This window comes from Halobacterium zhouii, assembly GCF_021249405.1.
GTDB classification, from domain to species: Archaea; Halobacteriota; Halobacteria; order Halobacteriales; family Halobacteriaceae; genus Halobacterium; species Halobacterium zhouii.
Window position 1 is genome coordinate 1,282,050 of record NZ_CP089593.1, and the last position, 17,648, is coordinate 1,299,697.

Sequence of the window (17,648 nt, forward strand, 5' to 3'; positions counted from 1 at the left end):
ATGGTGCACGCGCTCCCCGGTGAAGCCATGCGAACGGTCGACGCCGCCGGACTCCCCATCGGGGACGACCACCCGCCGCGAATCATGGGCGTGTTGAACGTCTCCACGGAGTCCCCCTACGACCCGAGCGTCTACGACGACCCCGCGGAAGCGGCGGCGTACGTGGACGAGGAACTCGTCAGCGAGGGTGCTGACATCGTGGACGTCGGTCTAGAGTCCGCGAACAAGCGCTTCGAGGTGCTTTCGGCCGAGCAGGAACTCGAACGCCTCGACACCGCCGTCGAGACCATCGAACACGTGGATGGCGACGCCGTCTTCTCCATCGAGACGCGGTACAGCGAGGTGGCGGACACTGCGCTCTCCCGCGGGTTCGACATGGTCAACGACATCTGCGGATTCGCGGACCCCGAGATGCCGGCGGTCTGTGCGGCCCACGACGCCGCCGTGGTGAAGATGGCGAGTCCGCCCGACCTGGAGCGCCCCGGGGCAGTCGAACGGGTCGACGACATCTACGACGCGCTCTCGCTCAACGGGTTCACTGACAAGACCATCGTCGACCCCGCGTTCGGTGGATGGTCGGCGGAGAAGACGCTCGCAGACGACCGCGAGACGTTCGACCGACTGCGCGAGTTCCGGGGGTACGGGCACCCGATGCTGGTCTCCATCAACCGGAAGAACTTCCTGAAGGAGATCGCTGACCGCGACACCGACGAGGCGCTTCCCGTCTCGCTCGCGGCGACGTCGATGGCCGTCGAGCGCGGCGCGCACGTCGTCCGGACCCACGACGTCGCGAAGACCCGGGACGCCGCCCTAATCGGCCACGAGTTCCGGCGCAAGCGGGCGACCGAGTCGGCCATCGAGGAACTCGACGTGACGACCGTCCGGGAAGCCAAGCGCCACGTCGCGCGCCTGGGCGGTAAGGAGAGCGACGGCGGACAGAGCGAGTCGGTGGCGGAAGACGCCGTCGCTCGCGCGTACGAGGTCCGAGGACTCGACGAGGACGACCGAGCGGCGCTCGCGGACGCGGGGGTGACCGTGGTCGGCGACGACCCGGCGTTCGTCGCGGGGAGTGCGCGAACGCTCCATGCTGCGTCGACAGCGCTCTCCAGGCAGGAGGGAGTCCTGGGCGCCCTCGCCGGTGTCTGGCAAACTGCTGGTGAGTAACGGGAAAGCTTATACCCAAGGGGCAAGAAGCCGGGATTGGAAGCCGGACTCCCGCCGGGTAGGGGTACTTTGCGGGGCGTCTCGGCTCGAACCACGGAATCCTTTCATTTATTCAACCGCGTAGCAACAGCCATGGAGTTCGACGACTGGGAGCCGGTGTACGAGGAGATACTCGCCGACTTCGGCTACGACCGGGCGGGCGACGAGCGCGCCCGGGATGTGCTCGCGGAGTACGTCGACCCGTTCGACGTTTCGCGTCTCAACTGCACCGGGAAGACGGTGGCAATCGCCGGTGGCGCGTCGTCGCTCACGGACGACGACGAACTCGAAGTCGCGGCCAGCGCCGACGCCGTGTTCGCGGCCTCGACGTCTGTAGACGTACTCGGTGACGCTGGCATCACGGTCGACCTGATGGTGACTGACCTCGACAAGAACCCCGGCACTGCCCGCCGGCTCACCGAGTCCGGAACGCCGGTCGCGGCGCACGCCCACGGCGACAACGTGACGGCAGTCCGCGAACACATCCCGACGTTCGAGCGCGAGAACGTCTGCGGAACGACGCAGGCAGCACCGGTCGAGCGCGTGGCGAACTACGGCGGATTCACGGACGGCGACCGGGCGGCGTTCCTCGCGGACCACTGTGGCGCCGCCGAACTCGTGTTTCCGGGCTGGGACTTCGACGACCCGGGCGTCGGCCCCGAGAAGGCCCGGAAACTCGGGTGGGCCGAGCGACTGCTGTACTGGCTGGAGGGGCGGCGCGGCGAGCGGTTCGGCGTGCTAGACGGCCGGCGGCGCGGCATCGACCCGGTGTAGGGCGCCGAGCAGGTCAGGGTTCGAGGACGACTTTCCCGGTGGTTCCGCGGTTCTCGAGTGCGGCGTGAGCGTCGGCAGCGTCCTCCAGGTCGAAGGTCTGCCCGACGACGACTTCGAGGTCACCATTCCGGAGCATTTCGGAGAGTTCCGGGACCGCCTCGTAGATCCGCTCCGGGTCGCGCTCCATCGCGCGTCCGAGGTGGAATCCCTCCACGGACTTGTTTCCGAAGAGCAGTGTCGCGGTGTCGACAGTGCCGGGTTCGCCCGAAGCCGCGCCGTACGCGACGATTCGACCGAAGTGGGAGAGCGCGTCCACGCTCTCCCGGAACGTCTCGCCGCCGACGCCGTCGAGCACGAGGTCGAGTCCCTCACCGTCCGTGAGTTCGTCCGTCACCTCCCCGAAACTCGTCTTCGTGTAGTTGATGGGGTGGTCACAGCCCAGGCGCTCCGCGAGGTCGAGTTTCTCCTGCGTGCTCGCGGTGCCGAACACCTCTGCTCCGTGGATGCTCGCAAGCTGGACGGCGGCGGTGCCGACGCCGCCCGCCGCGGCGTGCACGAGCACGGACTCCTCCGGTTCCAGTTCGCCCCATCCGTGGAGGCAGTGGTACGCGGTGAGGAACTGGACGGGGAACCCTGCGGCCTCCGCGAACGACATCGACTCCGGCACGTCGAACAAACCAAGCGCGGACGCGGTGACGTACTCGGCGTACCCGCCGCCGTCCACCATCGCGACGACGCGCTCGCCGACCTCCCGGTCCACGCCCTCGCCGACGGCGGCGACGGTCCCTGCGGCCTCCATCCCCGGTACGTAGCGTGGTTCGGGGCCGCCGTGGTAGTGGCCGCGGCGCTGCATCACGTCCGCGAAGTTGACGCCGGCGGCCGCCACGTCGACGAGCACTTCGCCGGGGCCTGGCTCTGGCTGGTCGTGCTCTACGACGTCGAGAACGTCCGCGTCGCCGAACTCGGTAACTTCGACTCCCTTCATGTTTCCGTGGACGGCCGCCGGCCGCAAAAAGACGGGCAAACGCGAGGAAACAGACCGGGAGTTTCGGCTACTCGGGAGCCAGCGCGTCCATCGTCGCGTCGATGACCTCGCGTTCGGCGGCGCGCGGGAACGACACGGCGACGGCGTCCACGCCGTCGACAGCGGCGAACTCCTCGAACTGCTCTCTCGCTTGCTCGGGCGTGCCGACCGCGGCGAGCGAGTCGAGCAGGTCGTCGCTGACAGCGGCCATCGCGCGCTCGTGGTCCTCGGCCTGCCACGCGTCGTGGATGGCGTTCGCGGCGTCCTCGTGGCCCTGGCGGGCGAGTGCATTCCGGTAGAAGGTGCCCATCCCGCCGACGTAGAACGCGAGGTGCTGGCGCGCGAGGTCACGCGCGGCGTCGCCGTCCGGCAGCGCACAGCACGGCAACACGAGCGTCGTTCGAACGTCACTGGAGTCGCGGTCGCCGAGTTCCGCGCCGCGCTGGAGGTCGTCCAGGCGGTCGCGGATACCGTCCTTCGTGAACATGAGCGCGTGCCACCCGTCCGCGAATCGCCCGGCGAGTTCGACCGCCTTCGGCCCCATTCCGGTCACGTCGATCCCGGGCGCGGGGTCCGGCGGCGTCTGCCGGAGTCGGAAGCCACGCGTCTGGACCAGGTCGCCGTCGTAGTCCACTTGCTCGCCGGCGAGCACCGCGCGGACGATTTCGACGTACTCGCGCGTTCGCCGGAGCGGTCGCTCGAAGGACTCGCCGTGCCAGCCCTCCACGACCGCGGGGCCGCTCGGTCCCATCCCGAGGCGGAACCGGCCGTCCGAGTGCTCCTGGAGCGTGGCCGCAGTCTGCCCGACGAGCGCGGGACTCCGCGAGTACGTGTTCACGATGCTCGTGCCGATACCGAGGTCGTCGGTGCGGTCTGCGAGTGCCGCGAGCGTCGTGACGGCGTCGCGACCCCACGTCTCGGGGAACCACGCGCGGTGGTAGCCGAGGCGTTCCGCGGTGGTCCCGATGTCGAGGACGTCGTCGAGGCTGTCCTGGGCGGCGACCGGGAGATGGATGGTTCGGTCGGTCACTGTGACGGCACCTCCTCGCCACGCGGAACGCCGCCAGCGGTCACCGTCTCGCCGACGACGAACGAGGACGCGGGACTGGCGAGGAATCGCGCGACGTCCGCTATCTCCTCACTCACGCCGATTCGCCGGTCCACGTCGTCGCGGTCCACGTCCTCGGACGAGACGCCCATCTGGGATTCGAGGCCGGGCGTCGCGACGAATCCGGGCGCGATGCAGTTCACGCGCACCCCCTCGTCCGCCCACTCCATCGCCAGTGTCCGGGAGAGCGTCGCGACACCCGCCTTCGCGGCGGCGTAGTGGCTCATGTAGGGCGCTCCCTCCTTCCCGGCGACGGACGCGATGTTGACGACGGTCCCGCCGCCGTCTTTGAGATGGTCGGCGGCCGCCTGCGTGCAGTGGTACGTTCCGGTGAGGTTCACGTCCACGATGGTCTGCCAGCCGTTCGGCGAGATGTCGTCGAAGCCAGCGACGAAACTCGCGCCCGCGTTGTTCACGAGCGCGTCGACGCCGCCGAACGTCTCCACGGTGGCTTCGACGAGCGCCTCGACGGCGTCCCGGTCGGTGACGTCGCACTCGACGGCGAGCGCGCTTCCGCCGTCGTCGCGGATGCCCGCCGCGACGGGGTCGACGTTGTCCTGCTCGCGCGAGCAGACCACCACGTCCGCGCCGTCGGCGGCGAACCGCTCGGCGATTGCCCTCCCGATACCGCTCGACGCGCCCGTGACGATGGCCGTCCCCGAGACGGCGAATCGGTCACTCATGGCGCCACGTTCCACGAGCCAGCGCTTAAATCTGTGTCAACAGTTGGCAACGAACGGAGAGTTGGCGACCCGGTCGACCCCGGTCTCGGATGGACCCACTCTGACAGCCCCTCCACGAACGCCTCGCGACGTTCGGAGGTGAAGAAAGCCCAATCGTCGAAGCACCATTGTCAGTTCGTGTAACTGTCCGCTCACAACGAATCCTTCCAGGCTGATACGTTCGGCTTGCTACTCGGTTCGGCGGTTGGAAATATCGGTCCTCGGAGCGCAAGGCGAACAATTTCCAGAAGATTGAATTTGGTCGACCGGACGCCGTCTTCGCGTCTCCTTCTGGAATACAGCGTTAATGTCGTTCACGTTGTCACTCTCCTCAGAGCACTATGGTCGAAAAAATCGGTGTCGTTCACATGGACTTGATGGCGAAGGGAGGGGGCGAAGCCGTCTGTATGAACGTCCTCGAAGCGCTGAGCGGAGAATACGACGTGACGCTCATCACGCTCACGGAGCCGGATTTCGAGGAACTCGACGCCTACTTCGACACGAACGTCGGCGGCGTCGACGTTCGGCTTGCCGGCGTGCTCGCACCGCAACTACACGACCACTACGGCCTCCAGTACTACATCCTCCAGAACGCACTCCTCGGCCGGTACGCGCGACGCAACCGCCACGAGTTCGACCTCCTCGTCAGCACCATCAACGAACTCGGACTCGGGCCGAACGCCGTCCAGTACGTCCACTTCCCGTTCGATTGGTCGGTGAACCTGGACAACCGCGAGGACATCTTCCACCCCACCGTCGAAGACGGCGGCCCGTACGAACAGCTCTGTACCGCCGTCGGAAACGTCGACGCTACCGACCTCCGCTCGAATGCGGTGCTCGCGAACTCCGAGTGGACGGCGGACGCCATCGAGAACGCCTACGGCTTCGAACCACAGGTCGTCTATCCGCCCGTCGACACGGCGGCGTTCCGCGAGGTGCCGTGGGACCAACGCGAACCCGGATTCGTGGCGCTGAACCGAATCGAGCGGAGCAAACGAATCCTCGAGCTGATTCGAATCGTCGACGGCGTCCGCAATCGCGGCCACGGCGTCCACCTGCACGTCGTCGGCCCGACCATCGACGAGGAGTACCGCACCGAGGTTGACGCGCTCGCCGACGAACGCGACTACATAACGATAGAAGGAGAGGTATCCCGCGACCGCCTCGTAGAACTGGTCTCCACGCACCGCTACGGCATCCACGGGAAGGAACACGAGCACTTCGGGATGAGCGTCGCGGAGCTCGCAGCGGGCGGCACCATCCCGTTCATCCCCTCGGCGGGCGGACAACGCGTCATCGTGAACGGCCACGAGGAACTACTGTACGACTCCGTCGACGACGCCGTGACGAAGATCGACCGCGTGCTGTCCGACCCGGCGCTCGAATCGGACCTCCGAATCAGCCGCGACGCCATCGAGCGGCGGTTCGGTCGGGATCGATTCCACCGCGAGATACGGAACATCGTTTCGGAGCGTCTCCCGGCGACGCCCACTCCGGTTCCCGCTGCGGCGGACGGGTCGGGCGACGTTAGACGGGAGTGATGGGAGTTCCAGGTGCTTCTCGCTTGTACGCTCCGACGAGGGCGTCGACGGTCCGCGACCAGGGGTACTGCTCGCAGACGTACTCGCGAGCGGCGCACCCGGCAGCGGCAAGCGCGTCGGCGTCGGCGGCCATCCACTCGCGGAGTCCAGCAGCGAGCGCGTCCCGCTCCGGAGAAACGAGTACGGGTGATGGCATCGCCGAGCGGTCGCGCAGCCCCGAGAGCAGTTCGACCGTTCCACCGACGGCGGTGCCGAGCACGGGCGTCCCGGCGGCGAGCGCTTCGAGGGTGGCGAGGCCGAACCCCTCGAGTTCGGTCGTCGGCAGGACGAACGCGTCGGCGGCGGCGTACGCGCCCGGGAGGTCCGCGTCCGGAATGTAGCCGAGAAACGTCACGCAGTCCCCGAGACCGAGGTCGTGCGCGCGGCGTTCGAGCAATTCGCGGAGCGGCCCGTCGCCAGCGACGTACAGGTGTGGGGATTCGCCATCGTCCGGACCGTCGGTCGCTCGGGCGAAGGCTTCGAGCAGGAGCGCGTGACCCATCCGCGGGGAGAGACGGCGAACGGTGAGGAATCGCGTTCCGGAGGCGTCCATCGCGGGATGCGGTCGGGCGTCCGGCGAGAACCGCTCGGCGTCGACGCCGCCGGGAACGACGTCGACGGAAACGTCCAGTCGGGGCTGCGTCTCGCGGAGGCGCTCCCGCATGAACGCACTGAGCGTCACCACCTGGTCCGAGCGAGCGAGCAGTCGGCGTTCGAGGCCTCGGCGGAGTTCGGCGTTGAGGCGCCGGCGAACCGGCGAGCGGTCGGCGTTCCGGGTTCGGAGTCGGTACTCGACGGACCACGGACTGTGGAACGTCGGAACGCGGCGCACGTCGTCGGGGACGACGCGGTCACAGAGCAGGCCGATGACGTGTCCCTGGACGCTGAATACGTCCGGGCGACCCGCGGATTCGACGGCGGACGCGACGGCTCGTGCCGCGTTCGGCAGTTGGCGGACGACAGTCGGCCAGGACTGGTCGGCGACGCGAACGTCGTAGCGATAGACGTTCATTCCGGCGACGCTCCCGCGGGTCGGCTCGCTTCCACGTCGGCGCGTGACGACGGTGACGCGGTGGCCGCGCTCGACGAGTCGGCGACCCGTCTCGTAGACGTACCGTCCGGTTCCCCCCGAACCGGCGTCGGGGTAGAGGTCGTGTGCCGCGACGAGGACGTGCACACGTGGACGTTCGAGGACGGTTACCAAAAGCGAAGTTGCCAGTTCAGTTAACTTCGAGCGCGCCGAACGTGACATTAGCGAAACAACATGGTTACGTACGATTTCGACGGCAAGACTGTACTCGTCACGGGGGCCGCCCGCGGACAGGGACGTTCTCACGCCGTGCGGTTCGCCGAGCACGGTGCAGACGTGGTCGTGACAGACGTGTGCGAAACGAAACACGGGTCGCGATACGAGTTGTCAGACGAGAGTGACCTCGCGGACACCGTCGACGCCGTGGAGGACGCTGGCGGCGACGCGCTCGGCCTGCGGATGGACGTCACCGACGAGGCGGAAGTGGAGGGCGCCGTCGAGCACGCCATCGACGAGTTCGGGCACATCGACGTTCTCGCCAACAACGCCGGCATCGCTCCGGTTGGCGGCCTGATGGACCTCGACGAGGAGACGTGGAACGGTACGCTCGACGTGGTCCTGAAGGGCGTGTGGCTCTGTTCGAAGCACGTCGGCAAGCACATGATCGAGCGCGGCGAGGGCGGTCGCATCGTCAACACGTCCTCCACCGCCGGCCTCGTCGCGTCGCCCGGACTCGGCCACTACACCGCCGCGAAACACGGCGTCATCGGACTGACGAAAGCGCTCGCCACCGAACTCGCGGAGTACGGCATCACCGTCAACGCGGTGTGCCCGACCGCCGTCGACACGCCGATGACCGGCGGCATCGTCGAGACCATCGACGAGGACCTCGGCGAACTGGCCGAGCAGTCCGGCACGGACAACCTCTTCGAGGACATCCTCCAGCCAGAGGACGTGAGCAACGCGTTCCTCTGGCTGTCGAGCGAGGACGCGCAGTTCGTCACCGGCATCGCGCTCCCCGTCGACGCCGGCGCGACCGCGCTCTGATTACGGGCCTTACGCTCCGAACGCGCGGAACGTGGGCGGCTCGTCGGTGGATTACTGCTCGCCGACGAGTTCGAACTTCTGGACCTTCCCGGTGGTCGTACGCGGCAGTTCCTCCACGAACTCGATCTCCCGAGGGTGTTTGTACTCCGCGAGGCGGTCGAGGCAGAACTGGCGGAGTTCGTCGGCGGTGACGTCCGCGTCGGGCGCCTTCACGACGTACGCCTTGACCGTCTCGCCGCGGCGGTCGTCCGGGATGCCGACGACGGCGACGTCCGCGACAGCCTCGTGCTCGAACAGCAACTCCTCGACCTCGCGCGGGTAGACGTTGTAGCCCGCGGTGTTGATCATGTGTTTCTTCCGGTCGACGACGTAGAAGTAGCCGTCCTCGTCGTGGTAGCCGAGGTCTCCGGTGTGGAACCAGCGCCGGCCGTCCCGCTCCGTGAACGCCTCCTGGTTGGCGTCCGGGAGGCCGGCGTATCCACGCATCACGTTCGGGCCTGAGACCACGAGTTCGCCCGTGACGTCGTCGATGTCCACTTCGTCTTCGTCCACTGGCCCTTCCTCGACCGGGCCAACCTCCTCGAAGTCCCCGGTGACGATGCGGGCGTGGACGCCCTCCAGGGGTTTGCCGATGGATCCGACCCGTCGCCCCCACTTCGGGCTGTTGAAGTGCGTGATGGGGCTGGTCTCCGTGAGCCCGTACCCTTCGTAGATATTCACGGGGTAGATCTCCTCGAACTTCCGGAGCACCTCGACCGGGATGCCTGACCCGCCGACCCCACAGAGGCGCAGCGACGAGAGGTCGAATTCGCCGGCGTTCGGCTGGTTCACGATGTCGTTGTACATCGCGGGGACGGCGTGCATCAACGTGAGTTCGGCGTCCTCGACGAGCGAGAGGGCCTGCTGGGCGTCCCAGGACGGCAGCGGGTAGTACGCGCCACCGCCGAACAGCGTGCCGTTCATCGTGACCGTCATCCCGTAGATGTGGAACAGCGGGAGCACGCCGAGCATGCGGTCGCCGGGTCCGATGCCGCCCTCGAGGATGTCGATGGACTGTCGGGCGTTCGACGCCAGGTTCTCATGGGTGAGTTCCACGCCCTTTGGCTTCCCTGTGGTGCCGGACGTGTACGGCTGGACCGCGACGTCGTCGTCCGCGCGCTCGGCCACCGAGTCGTCGCCTGCATCCGCGCCGCCGGCGAGGAACTCCTGGAACGGTGTTCCGGTGTCGGCCTCGCCGCCGACGGTGATTACCTCCTCGACGTTCGTGTCCTCGCGTACCTCCTCGACGAACGGGACGAGGTCGGCGAGTGCGACGACGACGCTGGCCTCGCTGTCCCCGAGCAGGTGGCTGATCTCACGGCTCTTGTACTGGGGGTTCATCGGAATCACGACGCCGCCCGCGCGCAGTGTGCCGTGGAACGCGGCGACGAACTGCGGGAGATTCGGCAGGTAGACGGCGACGGCGTCCCCCGGTTCGACGCCGTGGTCGCGGAGCGCCGCGGCGAACCGGCCGGTCTGGGTCCACAGTTCCGCGTAGGAGAACTCGTGGTCCTCGTACACCACGGCCGGTTCGTCGGGCTGGTCCTCGACGACGGATTCGACGTTGGTAACGAGATTGGTCATGCGCTATCGAAGAACATGGTCGTTCGTGACAAGAATGTTTGTGTCCCTCGCGATTCCGCCGGCAAGCGTCGGCCTGTCAGGGGAGGGGCGGCGACCAACTCCGGCGGCCCACCTGGGGTGGGCGGGGACCGACCCCGGTGGGCTTATGCGGACCCACGGACACGCAGACGTATGGCGGAGTTCGACGCGGACACCGCGCGGGCGTTCATCCAGTCGTACATCGACGACCACGGTTTTCTCGCGTTCCTCGACATGCAAGTCGAGGAGATCGAGGCCGGCCGGATGGTGCTCCGGGTGCCCTACGACGAGAAGTTGACCAACCACGGCCCCGGACAGGGGAACGTCCACGGCGGTATCGCCGCATCACTCATCGACACCGCCGGCGGCCTCGCGGTGCGCACCGCACTCGACGACCCGGTGCAGTCGGGGGTGGCGACCATCGACTTGAACGTCTCGTATCTACGGCCGGCGCGCGGCGACCTGGTTGCGGAGGCGGACGTGGTGCGCGTCGGCTCTACCGTCGGCGTCGCGACGGTCACGGTCGAGTCCGACCCCGGGGACGGCGACGTCGAGGAGGTCGCAGTCGGCCGCGGGTCGTTCCGCGTGTTCGACTCCGACGAGTAGCCCCTGACCCCCACACGAGCCCCTTCCTTGACAGGTTGGCGTTCGGAAACGACGGGCAGCCGAGTGGGGTCCCGTCACCACACCATCATCTCCCCCCTTCGCCCTCCGGGAGTCGTGACTGGTCACTTCCCTCCTGCGTGCTGTGTGCTAGCAATCGCCGCCTCAAGCTTTAACAGCACTCCGAGAGTTGTCTCACCTAGAGGGTTCGACCATGACTGACCACGAACTTCCACCACTGCCGTACGACTACGACGCACTCGAACCGCACATCTCAGAGCAGGTGCTCACGTGGCATCACGACACCCACCATCAGGGCTACGTGAACGGCCTCAACAGCGCCGAGGAGACGCTCGCCGAGAACCGCTCGAACGGCGAGTTCGGTTCCTCCGGGAGCGCCATCCGCAACGTCACCCACAACGGCTGTGGGCACTACCTCCACACGATGTTCTGGGAGAACATGAGTCCGGAGGGCGGCGACGAGCCGTCTGGTGACCTCGCGGACCGCATCGAGGAGGACTTCGGCTCCTACGAGGGCTGGAAGGGCGAGTTCGAGGCCGCCGCGAAGAACGCCTCCGGCTGGGCGCTCCTCGTCTACGACCCGGTCTCCAAGCAGCTCCGGAACCTCGTCGTGGACAAGCACGACCAGGGCGCGCTCTGGGGCAGCCACCCGATTCTCGCGCTCGACGTCTGGGAGCACTCCTACTACTACGACTACGGCCCCGACCGCGGCGACTTCATCAGCAACTTCTTCGAGGTCGTCGACTGGGACGACGTCGCGGAGAACTACCAGGACGTCGCGAGCACGTACGAGTAGGGACTCGGCAGCGCCGAGCGAGAAGATCCACCACCATTCTTTCACGCGCCACCCGTCAGCGACAGCCGTAGCGCTCGTCCTCGTCGCGTACTGCTATCACTCGGCGCAACTCTTCGTCACTCGGCGGGTTCCGGTGCGAACGCCTCGACGCCGTGTTCCTCGGCGTGCGCCCAGATGTCGTCGGTGAGTTCGTTGAAGTCGTACTGCTTGCCGTTCGTGTCGAGGCCGACGACGACGCCGACTTTGGTGTCGTCGTCCACGAGGAACGTCCGGAACAACTCCCACGTGTCGAACCCGCGGTGCGTGTACCGGAACTCCGAGTAGTGGAGGTTGTTGTACGTCTCTCGCGTGACAAACCCGTACCGTTCGTTGTCGAGGTGCTGTTCGACGTCGACGTCCGAGATACGGGACTCGACGTCGTCGCGCAGATACAGCGCTTCCTGGGTCCGTTGATCGAGCACCCAGACGTCCCGCAGATTCCCGTCGACGGCGTCCACGAGCGTTCGAACGAGAGCGGCCTTCCCACCGTCGAGGTCCGACGTCGGCGTCGTATCGTGCGCTGTCATGCAGTCCGGTCGTTCGTGGTTCTGACAGGTGAATGTATAAGAGTTCCCCAATGTTTCTGAACGCCCGACTCGCGTCAGACGCTGGCATGGCGGCCGCGCCCCACACCGGGGGATTTTTCGCCCGGAGCGACCCACGTCCGGTATGCCCGCGCCCAAATCCGAGTTCGAGGAACTCCACCCGTGTGACTTCTACACGCCCGAGGAACTGTTCGACGCCGACGAGATGTACACCGTCTACGAGATCGCGCGCCTCCTTCAGGGCCTCGACGCCGACGCCGACATCGAACCCGAGACCGAGAACGTGTTACTCGACTGGGCGATTCCGTGGGTCGTCGAGAACGCCGACGATCTGGTCGTCGCGGAACCCCGGAACGACGACGAACCCGGCTACTACGGCCGGAAGGAGTAGTTCGACCGCGGCGCGCGACGGCTACCCGAGTCGCGCCGACCGTGCCCGGGTTACCCGAGACGCGCCGACCGCGCGGCGAGTTCGACGTCCGCGTGCGGGTCGTTCGTGATGCTCGGGCCGTGACCAGGGTACAGTACGTCGAGGTCCTCGCCGACGACGTCCGCGACGCGCTCGATGCTCTCCACGAGCGTCTCGCGGTCGCCGCCCGCGAGGTCCGTGCGCCCGAAACTCCCGTTCTGGAAGACGAGGTCGCCGCCGAACAGCGCGCTCGCCCGCTCGGAGTGAAAACACAGGTGGTTCGGTTCGTGACCAGGCGTGAACAGCGCAGTGTACTCGTGGTCACCGATAGTGAGTTCGTCCCCGTCGACGAGTTCGTGGTCGACGCCCTCGACCCCCTCGTACCCCCACACGTCCACGTCGAACGCGTCGGTCACGGCATCGAGGTTGCCGACGTGGTCGGGGTGTGGGTGCGTGAGCACGAGTCGGTCGAGGTCGGCCACGCGTTCTCGAACACTCGATACGACGTCGTAGTTCGCGCCCGCGTCCACGAGCGTCGTCCGCTCGCCGGAGACGAGGAAGGCGTTACAGGTGAACGCCTGCACGCCCGCGGAGAGATTGCTGACCATGCGCCTGCTATGGACGCACGACCTTTGGCGTTACCGGGATCCGGCGGACAGTCGAAGGCGACCGCCGAGAGACGCGGTCGGCACTGGGCGCGTAAGCGAGGCCACGACCGTCACCGGGGCGCGCCCGCGAGCACGAGTTTCGAGTAGTGGTCGCGGTTCCGCACCTGGCGTTGCTCGTCGGCGTCGATGCGGATGGCCTCCCCCTCCTCGAGCGCGACCGTCTCGGTGCCGAAGTCCACGTCCACGCCGCCCTCGACTACGTAGTACACCTCCTCCTGGCCGTCCTCGGTGTGGTCGTGTTCCATCCCTTCGGCGCCGGGTTCGAGCGTGTACACCGAGAAGCCGAGTTCCGTCGTGTCGAGCGCGTCCTTCAGCATGTAGAGGTCGGCGTCGGCGTCGTCCGGAAGCGGCGATTCGACAGCCTCGACGCTGGTTGTCTCGTACGGCATACGAGAACCTGTGTCTACGCGACACTTTAACGTACTTGCCGATCCAGTTCGTTCACCGACCAGGTCCACCCACAACCGGGTCCGCCCGCCGCCTGTCGGAGCGCTTTAGTCGCCGGGGCATCCATCCATCTGTCAGTATGCGAGTGCGCCTGCTCGAAGCCACGGAAGACCCCGAGGAACTCGTCTGCCGGGGAGCGAGGAACGACTACATGAGCGACTGGGTCGGCGACCAGTCCTTCGAGGACGCCATGGCCGGTGTCGACGGCGACACCATCGAGGAACAGAAGGCGAACTTCCTCGGGAAACTGCTCAAGCGCGGGCACTACGGCCCGTTCGAGCACCCGAGCGCGACGTTCGCCATCGAGGGGATGAGCCGCTCCTGTATGGCCCAACTCACACGCCACCGGCACGCGAGTTTCGACGTGCAGTCGATGCGGTACGTCGCCTTCGACGACGTCGACCCCGCGGACGTCGAGGACGGCGAGATGGTGGTGACGCCGCCCTCCGCGACAGACGCCGAGTGGGTCGGCCGCAACCAGCAGGGAGGGCAGGCCGACGAGGACGTCGTCGAGCGCCGCGAGGAGGTCTTCCAGTCGTCGGTGCGCCGCGCCGTCGAGGACTACCAGGAACTCCTCGACCTCGGGATGCCTCCGGAGGACGCGCGCTTCGTGCTCCCCATCGGCACCGAGGTGAACGTCGTCGTGACGCTGAACCCGCGCTCGCTGATGCACATCGCTGACATGCGCGCCGCCGCCGACGCGCAGTGGGAGATCCGGGACCTCACCGAGCAACTCCTCGACCTCGCCGCGGAGTGGTGCCCGCACACGTTCGACTACTACGACGAGCACATGAAACACCGGAAGAACCGGCTCGCGCCCTGAACCGACTGGACGACCACTCTCGGAACGGTTCAGGGTCGAGCGGCGACGCGTAGAACAGGTCAGGTGTACTCGATGCGGTCGAGTTCGTAGCGGTACCGGCGACCCGGCGCGTCGACGACGAGCACCTGCCGGTCGCCGTCCCACTCGAAGTGATCGAAGTTCGCGTCCGAACTGCCGGGGTTGAGCGAGTTCGACTGACTCCCCACGCCGAAGTACAGTGTCGCCTTCTCCTGTGCCGACTCGTCGACCTGTTTCGCGGCGACAGCGAGCACCTCGCCGGTTCGCCGGATGTCGAGGTCGCCGGTGAGTTCCCACGTATCCCCTCGGTACCGGAGCTCTCGTCCTCGCAGGTCGTCCCAGTGCGCTTGGGCCATACTGTTGGACACGACACATTCGACCATCGGTGTTTCGGCGGACGCGAACTGAGTTCCACAGCGTTAACTCGGTCGACCGACGCCCACTATCTGTAGCCGTGACGACCACAGCCCCACCGGACACCCACGCCGGACTCCGTGACGCCGCGGCGGAGTACGCAGCGCGCGTCGACGTGGACGTCGACCTCGGAGCCGTCACCTGGGAGGTGTCGACGCGCGCGAAGCGGCGCTCGGGCGCGTGCCTGTTCGACCGGAAGACGGAGTCGGTGACGATCCGCCTGACGTGGGCCGCCTACCGGGAGTACGGGTGGACGGAGTTCCGGGACGTAATCCGCCACGAACTCGTCCACGCCTGGGAGTTCCAGCAGTTCGGCGAGTCCGGTCACGGGCGCCGGTTCCGGGAGAAGGCCCGGGAGGTCGACGCGCCACGTCACTGCCGAACGTTCACCGACGCGCGACTCCGACTCGTCTGCACGAACGGCGACTGCGAGTGGACCGCCCGGCGACACCGCGCGTCGAAGGCCGTCACCGAACCCGGGGACAGGCGATGCGGCGCGTGCCGTTCCCGCTACGCCGTCGAGCACGTCGACTCCGGGGAACGGTGGCAGACGAGCGACGGGTACGAGGCGGCACGCGAACGGATCGAAGAGTGGTGACCGGCCCGTCTGCAACTCGACCGGGTCCTTATCCAACAGGACGCGTCCCCGATGCGGACTCTTCAACCTATAATAGCCCTGGCTACGAGCGGCCGGTATGGAGTACATCTGGCTCGCCGCCGGTGGTGGCGTCTCCATCGTCCTGCTGGCGCTGATGGGGCTGTGGCGCCGTTCGTCGGACGAACACCAATCCCACCGAGCGCACGAAGCAGCACAGGAACGTGAACCCCCGGTCGAGATCGGGGAGACGTACGAGTTCGGCGTCACCGAGTTCACCGACCACCACTCCGGGGAGCGGGTCGCGGTCGGGAAGGTAGAGGGGTTCGTACTGTTCACCGAGGATGTCCCGGGTTCGCTCGACGAGGGTGACGTCGTTCGCGCGAAGGTGCTCTCGTTCAATCAGGGACGCACGTCCGCCGACGCGACGTTCGTCGAGACGTCGTAGCACTCCCTGATTTCGGTCGCTCCGGACGAACGTCGCGTTTTCACGTTCTGTAGCGGTAGACATCTGGTAGCTATGTGACCCGGTCGACTGATGCCATGGCAGAATTCCGAAGCCAGGGTTCCGGGAGACATAGACCCTTGATTTCGGCCGTCAACTCCGAAGACGAGTGTTTCCGAACCACCGGGTACGAATCCAGTAAATACGCTCTTTGCAAGGTCAGTTAAACTGACCTGTATGCGCAGAGCAACTAAATACAGGGCCGTGTTCGCCTCGGTCATCCTCGTATCGTCGGCCCTCCTCGTCGCCTCCGCGGTTCCCACTGCCGCCGAGAACGCGGACGCGCAGGCCCAGTCCGAGTGGAACCTCACCGTGGCCGACGGGTACAACATGAGCAATCCGCAGGAACGCAGCACCGTCGTCACGGCTCACATCACGGGCGGCGACATCTGGCAGTACTCCCTGAACGGCACGCTGCTGTACCACAACGACACCCACGACGCCTACTGGGACGTCGACCCGCTCCCCAACGAGACGAACTCGGTCGTGTACGTCGCTACCGACGAAGTCTACAACGAGTCGCTATGCCACCCCGTCGGCGATGACGATCACTGCATCCGCCATATCATCGAACGCGCGAACCTCACGACCGGCGAGACCGAGGTGCTGTACTCGCGCGTGGACGCCACGGACTACCGCCAGTGGCACGACGCCGACCGCATCGGCGACTCCCGGTACATCGTCGCGGACATGTACTCCGACGAGGTGTTCGTCGTGAACACCACCACCGGCATCGTCACCTGGGAGTGGAACCTGCAGAACAACTTCTCGCTCGCGTCGGGCGGCACCTACCCCGACGACTGGTCACACACCAACGACGTCGAGAAACTCGCTGACGGTCGCGTGATGTTGAGCCCCCGCAACCACGACCAGGTGCTGTTCGTCGACCCGCAGACCGGCCTCCAGGAGAACTGGACGATCGGCGCCGACGACCGCTTCAGCGTGCTCGATGGCCAGCACAACCCGGACTACTTCAACGAATCTGCGGGCGGGCCCGCCGTGGTGATCGCGGATTCGAACAACGACCGCATCATCGAGTACGCGCGAACCGAAGACGGTGGCTGGGAACAGTCCTGGGTGTGGCAAGACGAGCGGCTCACGTGGCCTCGCGACGCGGATCGACTGCCGAACGGCCACACGCTCATCACCGACACCAGGGGTGGGCGAGTCGTCGAGGTAGACGAACAGGGGGAGATCGTCTGGAACCTCACCCGTGAGAGCCACAGCGAAGGCGGATACGCAGCGTACGAGGCCGAGCGCCTGAACACGGGCGACGAGAGCGCGGGCGGTGAGAGCGCGGACTCCCTGGGCCTCCAGTCGCGAACGCCCGACGACGGTTCGCAAGCCGAGTCGATTCTGGGCGACATCAGCAACTCGGTTTCCAGCGTCACCCCAGCGTGGATACCATCGTACAATCTGCTTCTCGGCTCACTTATCGTATTCACTGCGCTCGCGTGGTTCGGCATCGAACTGTGGAACGCCGGATACAGGCCACAGCAACCGCTCGTGCGTCAGTAGCACGAGTTTTGCTCACTGGCGAAGGCGGTTGACAGGCCCTAACTCCCCGAAGAACACCCATCGCGTAATCTGGCCACAGTCGTCCACCTGGTTCCGGCTATCGAACTGAACTGCTGAC

Annotated in this window: 20 protein-coding genes; 11 read left to right on the forward strand and 9 right to left on the reverse strand. The window is 66.6% G+C overall.

Annotated elements, in window-relative coordinates; genetic code table 11:
- Positions 1 to 27 precede the first annotated feature (27 nt).
- Both LT970_RS06640 and LT970_RS06645 read left to right on the forward strand, forming a co-directional pair.
- Positions 28 to 1,164 (forward strand): dihydropteroate synthase, encoded by a 1,137-nt coding sequence (locus LT970_RS06640; RefSeq protein ID WP_232685648.1) that lies wholly within the window; start codon positions 28 to 30, stop codon positions 1,162 to 1,164.
- Positions 1,165 to 1,296: 132 nt separating this feature from the next.
- On the forward strand, positions 1,297 to 1,977 hold the full coding sequence (locus tag LT970_RS06645) for a 6-hydroxymethylpterin diphosphokinase MptE-like protein (RefSeq protein WP_232685649.1): 681 nt from the start codon (positions 1,297 to 1,299) through the stop codon (positions 1,975 to 1,977).
- A 13-nt stretch (positions 1,978 to 1,990) separates the two neighbouring features.
- Here the strand turns inward: LT970_RS06645 and LT970_RS06650 are convergent, their stop codons facing one another.
- The 3 genes from LT970_RS06650 to LT970_RS06660 form a co-directional block, all read right to left on the reverse strand.
- A complete protein-coding gene (locus LT970_RS06650) occupies positions 1,991 to 2,962 on the reverse strand; it encodes a quinone oxidoreductase family protein (RefSeq protein ID WP_232685650.1) in 972 nt (323 codons plus the stop codon).
- Between the two features lie 67 nt (positions 2,963 to 3,029).
- Positions 3,030 to 4,031, reverse strand: a complete 1,002-nt coding sequence (locus LT970_RS06655) for a TIGR04024 family LLM class F420-dependent oxidoreductase (RefSeq protein ID WP_232685652.1) — start codon at positions 4,029 to 4,031, stop codon at positions 3,030 to 3,032.
- Entirely contained in the window at positions 4,028 to 4,792 is a 765-nt protein-coding gene (locus LT970_RS06660) for an SDR family NAD(P)-dependent oxidoreductase (protein ID WP_232685653.1), read from the reverse strand. The genes LT970_RS06655 and LT970_RS06660 overlap by 4 nt, the downstream gene beginning before the upstream one ends.
- Positions 4,793 to 5,199: 407 nt before the next feature.
- Between LT970_RS06660 and LT970_RS06665 the strand changes: the two genes are divergently transcribed.
- On the forward strand, positions 5,200 to 6,372 hold the full coding sequence (locus LT970_RS06665; RefSeq protein WP_232685654.1) for a glycosyltransferase family 4 protein: 1,173 nt from the start codon (positions 5,200 to 5,202) through the stop codon (positions 6,370 to 6,372).
- Here the strand turns inward: LT970_RS06665 and LT970_RS06670 are convergent.
- Entirely contained in the window at positions 6,359 to 7,588 is a 1,230-nt protein-coding gene (locus tag LT970_RS06670) for a glycosyltransferase family 4 protein (RefSeq protein WP_232685655.1), read from the reverse strand. The genes LT970_RS06665 and LT970_RS06670 overlap by 14 nt on opposite strands.
- An 87-nt stretch (positions 7,589 to 7,675) precedes the next feature.
- Between LT970_RS06670 and LT970_RS06675 the strand changes: the two genes are divergently transcribed.
- Positions 7,676 to 8,488 (forward strand): mycofactocin-coupled SDR family oxidoreductase, encoded by an 813-nt coding sequence (locus LT970_RS06675; protein ID WP_232685656.1) that lies wholly within the window; start codon positions 7,676 to 7,678, stop codon positions 8,486 to 8,488.
- A gap of 51 nt (positions 8,489 to 8,539) precedes the next feature.
- Here LT970_RS06675 and LT970_RS06680 read toward each other — a convergent pair whose 3' ends face one another.
- Positions 8,540 to 10,111, reverse strand: a complete 1,572-nt coding sequence (locus LT970_RS06680; RefSeq protein WP_232685657.1) for a long-chain-fatty-acid--CoA ligase — start codon at positions 10,109 to 10,111, stop codon at positions 8,540 to 8,542.
- 171 nt (positions 10,112 to 10,282) lie between these two features.
- Here LT970_RS06680 and LT970_RS06685 point away from each other — a divergent pair, with 171 nt between their 5' ends.
- Both LT970_RS06685 and sod read left to right on the forward strand, forming a co-directional pair.
- On the forward strand, positions 10,283 to 10,735 hold the full coding sequence (locus LT970_RS06685; protein WP_232685658.1) for a PaaI family thioesterase: 453 nt from the start codon (positions 10,283 to 10,285) through the stop codon (positions 10,733 to 10,735).
- A gap of 211 nt (positions 10,736 to 10,946) precedes the next feature.
- The gene (gene sod / locus LT970_RS06690; RefSeq protein WP_232685659.1) at positions 10,947 to 11,549 is read left to right on the forward strand and encodes a superoxide dismutase [Mn]; all 603 of its coding nucleotides are present in this window, start codon (positions 10,947 to 10,949) and stop codon (positions 11,547 to 11,549) included.
- 116 nt (positions 11,550 to 11,665) lie between these two features.
- On the opposite strand, the gene LT970_RS06695 is transcribed toward sod, so the two are convergent.
- Entirely contained in the window at positions 11,666 to 12,115 is a 450-nt protein-coding gene (locus LT970_RS06695) for a DUF7522 family protein (RefSeq protein WP_232685660.1), read from the reverse strand.
- A 142-nt stretch (positions 12,116 to 12,257) separates the two neighbouring features.
- Here LT970_RS06695 and LT970_RS06700 point away from each other — a divergent pair, with 142 nt between their 5' ends.
- Positions 12,258 to 12,524, forward strand: a complete 267-nt coding sequence (locus LT970_RS06700) for a DUF5827 family protein (RefSeq protein ID WP_232685661.1) — start codon at positions 12,258 to 12,260, stop codon at positions 12,522 to 12,524.
- Between the two features lie 50 nt (positions 12,525 to 12,574).
- Here the strand turns inward: LT970_RS06700 and LT970_RS06705 are convergent, their stop codons facing one another.
- Both LT970_RS06705 and LT970_RS06710 read right to left on the reverse strand, forming a co-directional pair.
- On the reverse strand, positions 12,575 to 13,150 hold the full coding sequence (locus LT970_RS06705; RefSeq protein ID WP_232685662.1) for an MBL fold metallo-hydrolase: 576 nt from the start codon (positions 13,148 to 13,150) through the stop codon (positions 12,575 to 12,577).
- A gap of 110 nt (positions 13,151 to 13,260) precedes the next feature.
- Positions 13,261 to 13,599 (reverse strand): cupin domain-containing protein, encoded by a 339-nt coding sequence (locus LT970_RS06710; RefSeq protein ID WP_232685663.1) that lies wholly within the window; start codon positions 13,597 to 13,599, stop codon positions 13,261 to 13,263.
- A gap of 137 nt (positions 13,600 to 13,736) precedes the next feature.
- On the opposite strand from LT970_RS06710, the gene thyX reads away from it, so the two are divergent.
- A complete protein-coding gene (gene thyX / locus LT970_RS06715; protein ID WP_232685664.1) occupies positions 13,737 to 14,480 on the forward strand; it encodes an FAD-dependent thymidylate synthase in 744 nt (247 codons plus the stop codon).
- Positions 14,481 to 14,539: 59 nt separating this feature from the next.
- Here thyX and LT970_RS06720 read toward each other — a convergent pair whose 3' ends face one another.
- Positions 14,540 to 14,854 carry a hypothetical protein gene (locus LT970_RS06720; protein ID WP_232685665.1) on the reverse strand — a complete coding sequence of 105 codons (315 nt, stop codon included), beginning with the start codon at positions 14,852 to 14,854 and terminating at the stop codon, positions 14,540 to 14,542.
- A 98-nt stretch (positions 14,855 to 14,952) separates the two neighbouring features.
- On the opposite strand from LT970_RS06720, the gene LT970_RS06725 reads away from it, so the two are divergent.
- From LT970_RS06725 to LT970_RS06735, 3 genes are all read left to right on the forward strand, one after another.
- Positions 14,953 to 15,510, forward strand: coding sequence for a SprT-like domain-containing protein (locus tag LT970_RS06725; RefSeq protein ID WP_232685666.1), 558 nt, complete (start codon positions 14,953 to 14,955; stop codon positions 15,508 to 15,510).
- A gap of 97 nt (positions 15,511 to 15,607) precedes the next feature.
- On the forward strand, positions 15,608 to 15,955 hold the full coding sequence (locus tag LT970_RS06730) for a TRAM domain-containing protein (protein WP_232685667.1): 348 nt from the start codon (positions 15,608 to 15,610) through the stop codon (positions 15,953 to 15,955).
- 234 nt (positions 15,956 to 16,189) lie between these two features.
- Positions 16,190 to 17,530 (forward strand): arylsulfotransferase family protein, encoded by a 1,341-nt coding sequence (locus LT970_RS06735; RefSeq protein ID WP_232685668.1) that lies wholly within the window; start codon positions 16,190 to 16,192, stop codon positions 17,528 to 17,530.
- Positions 17,531 to 17,648 lie beyond the last annotated feature (118 nt).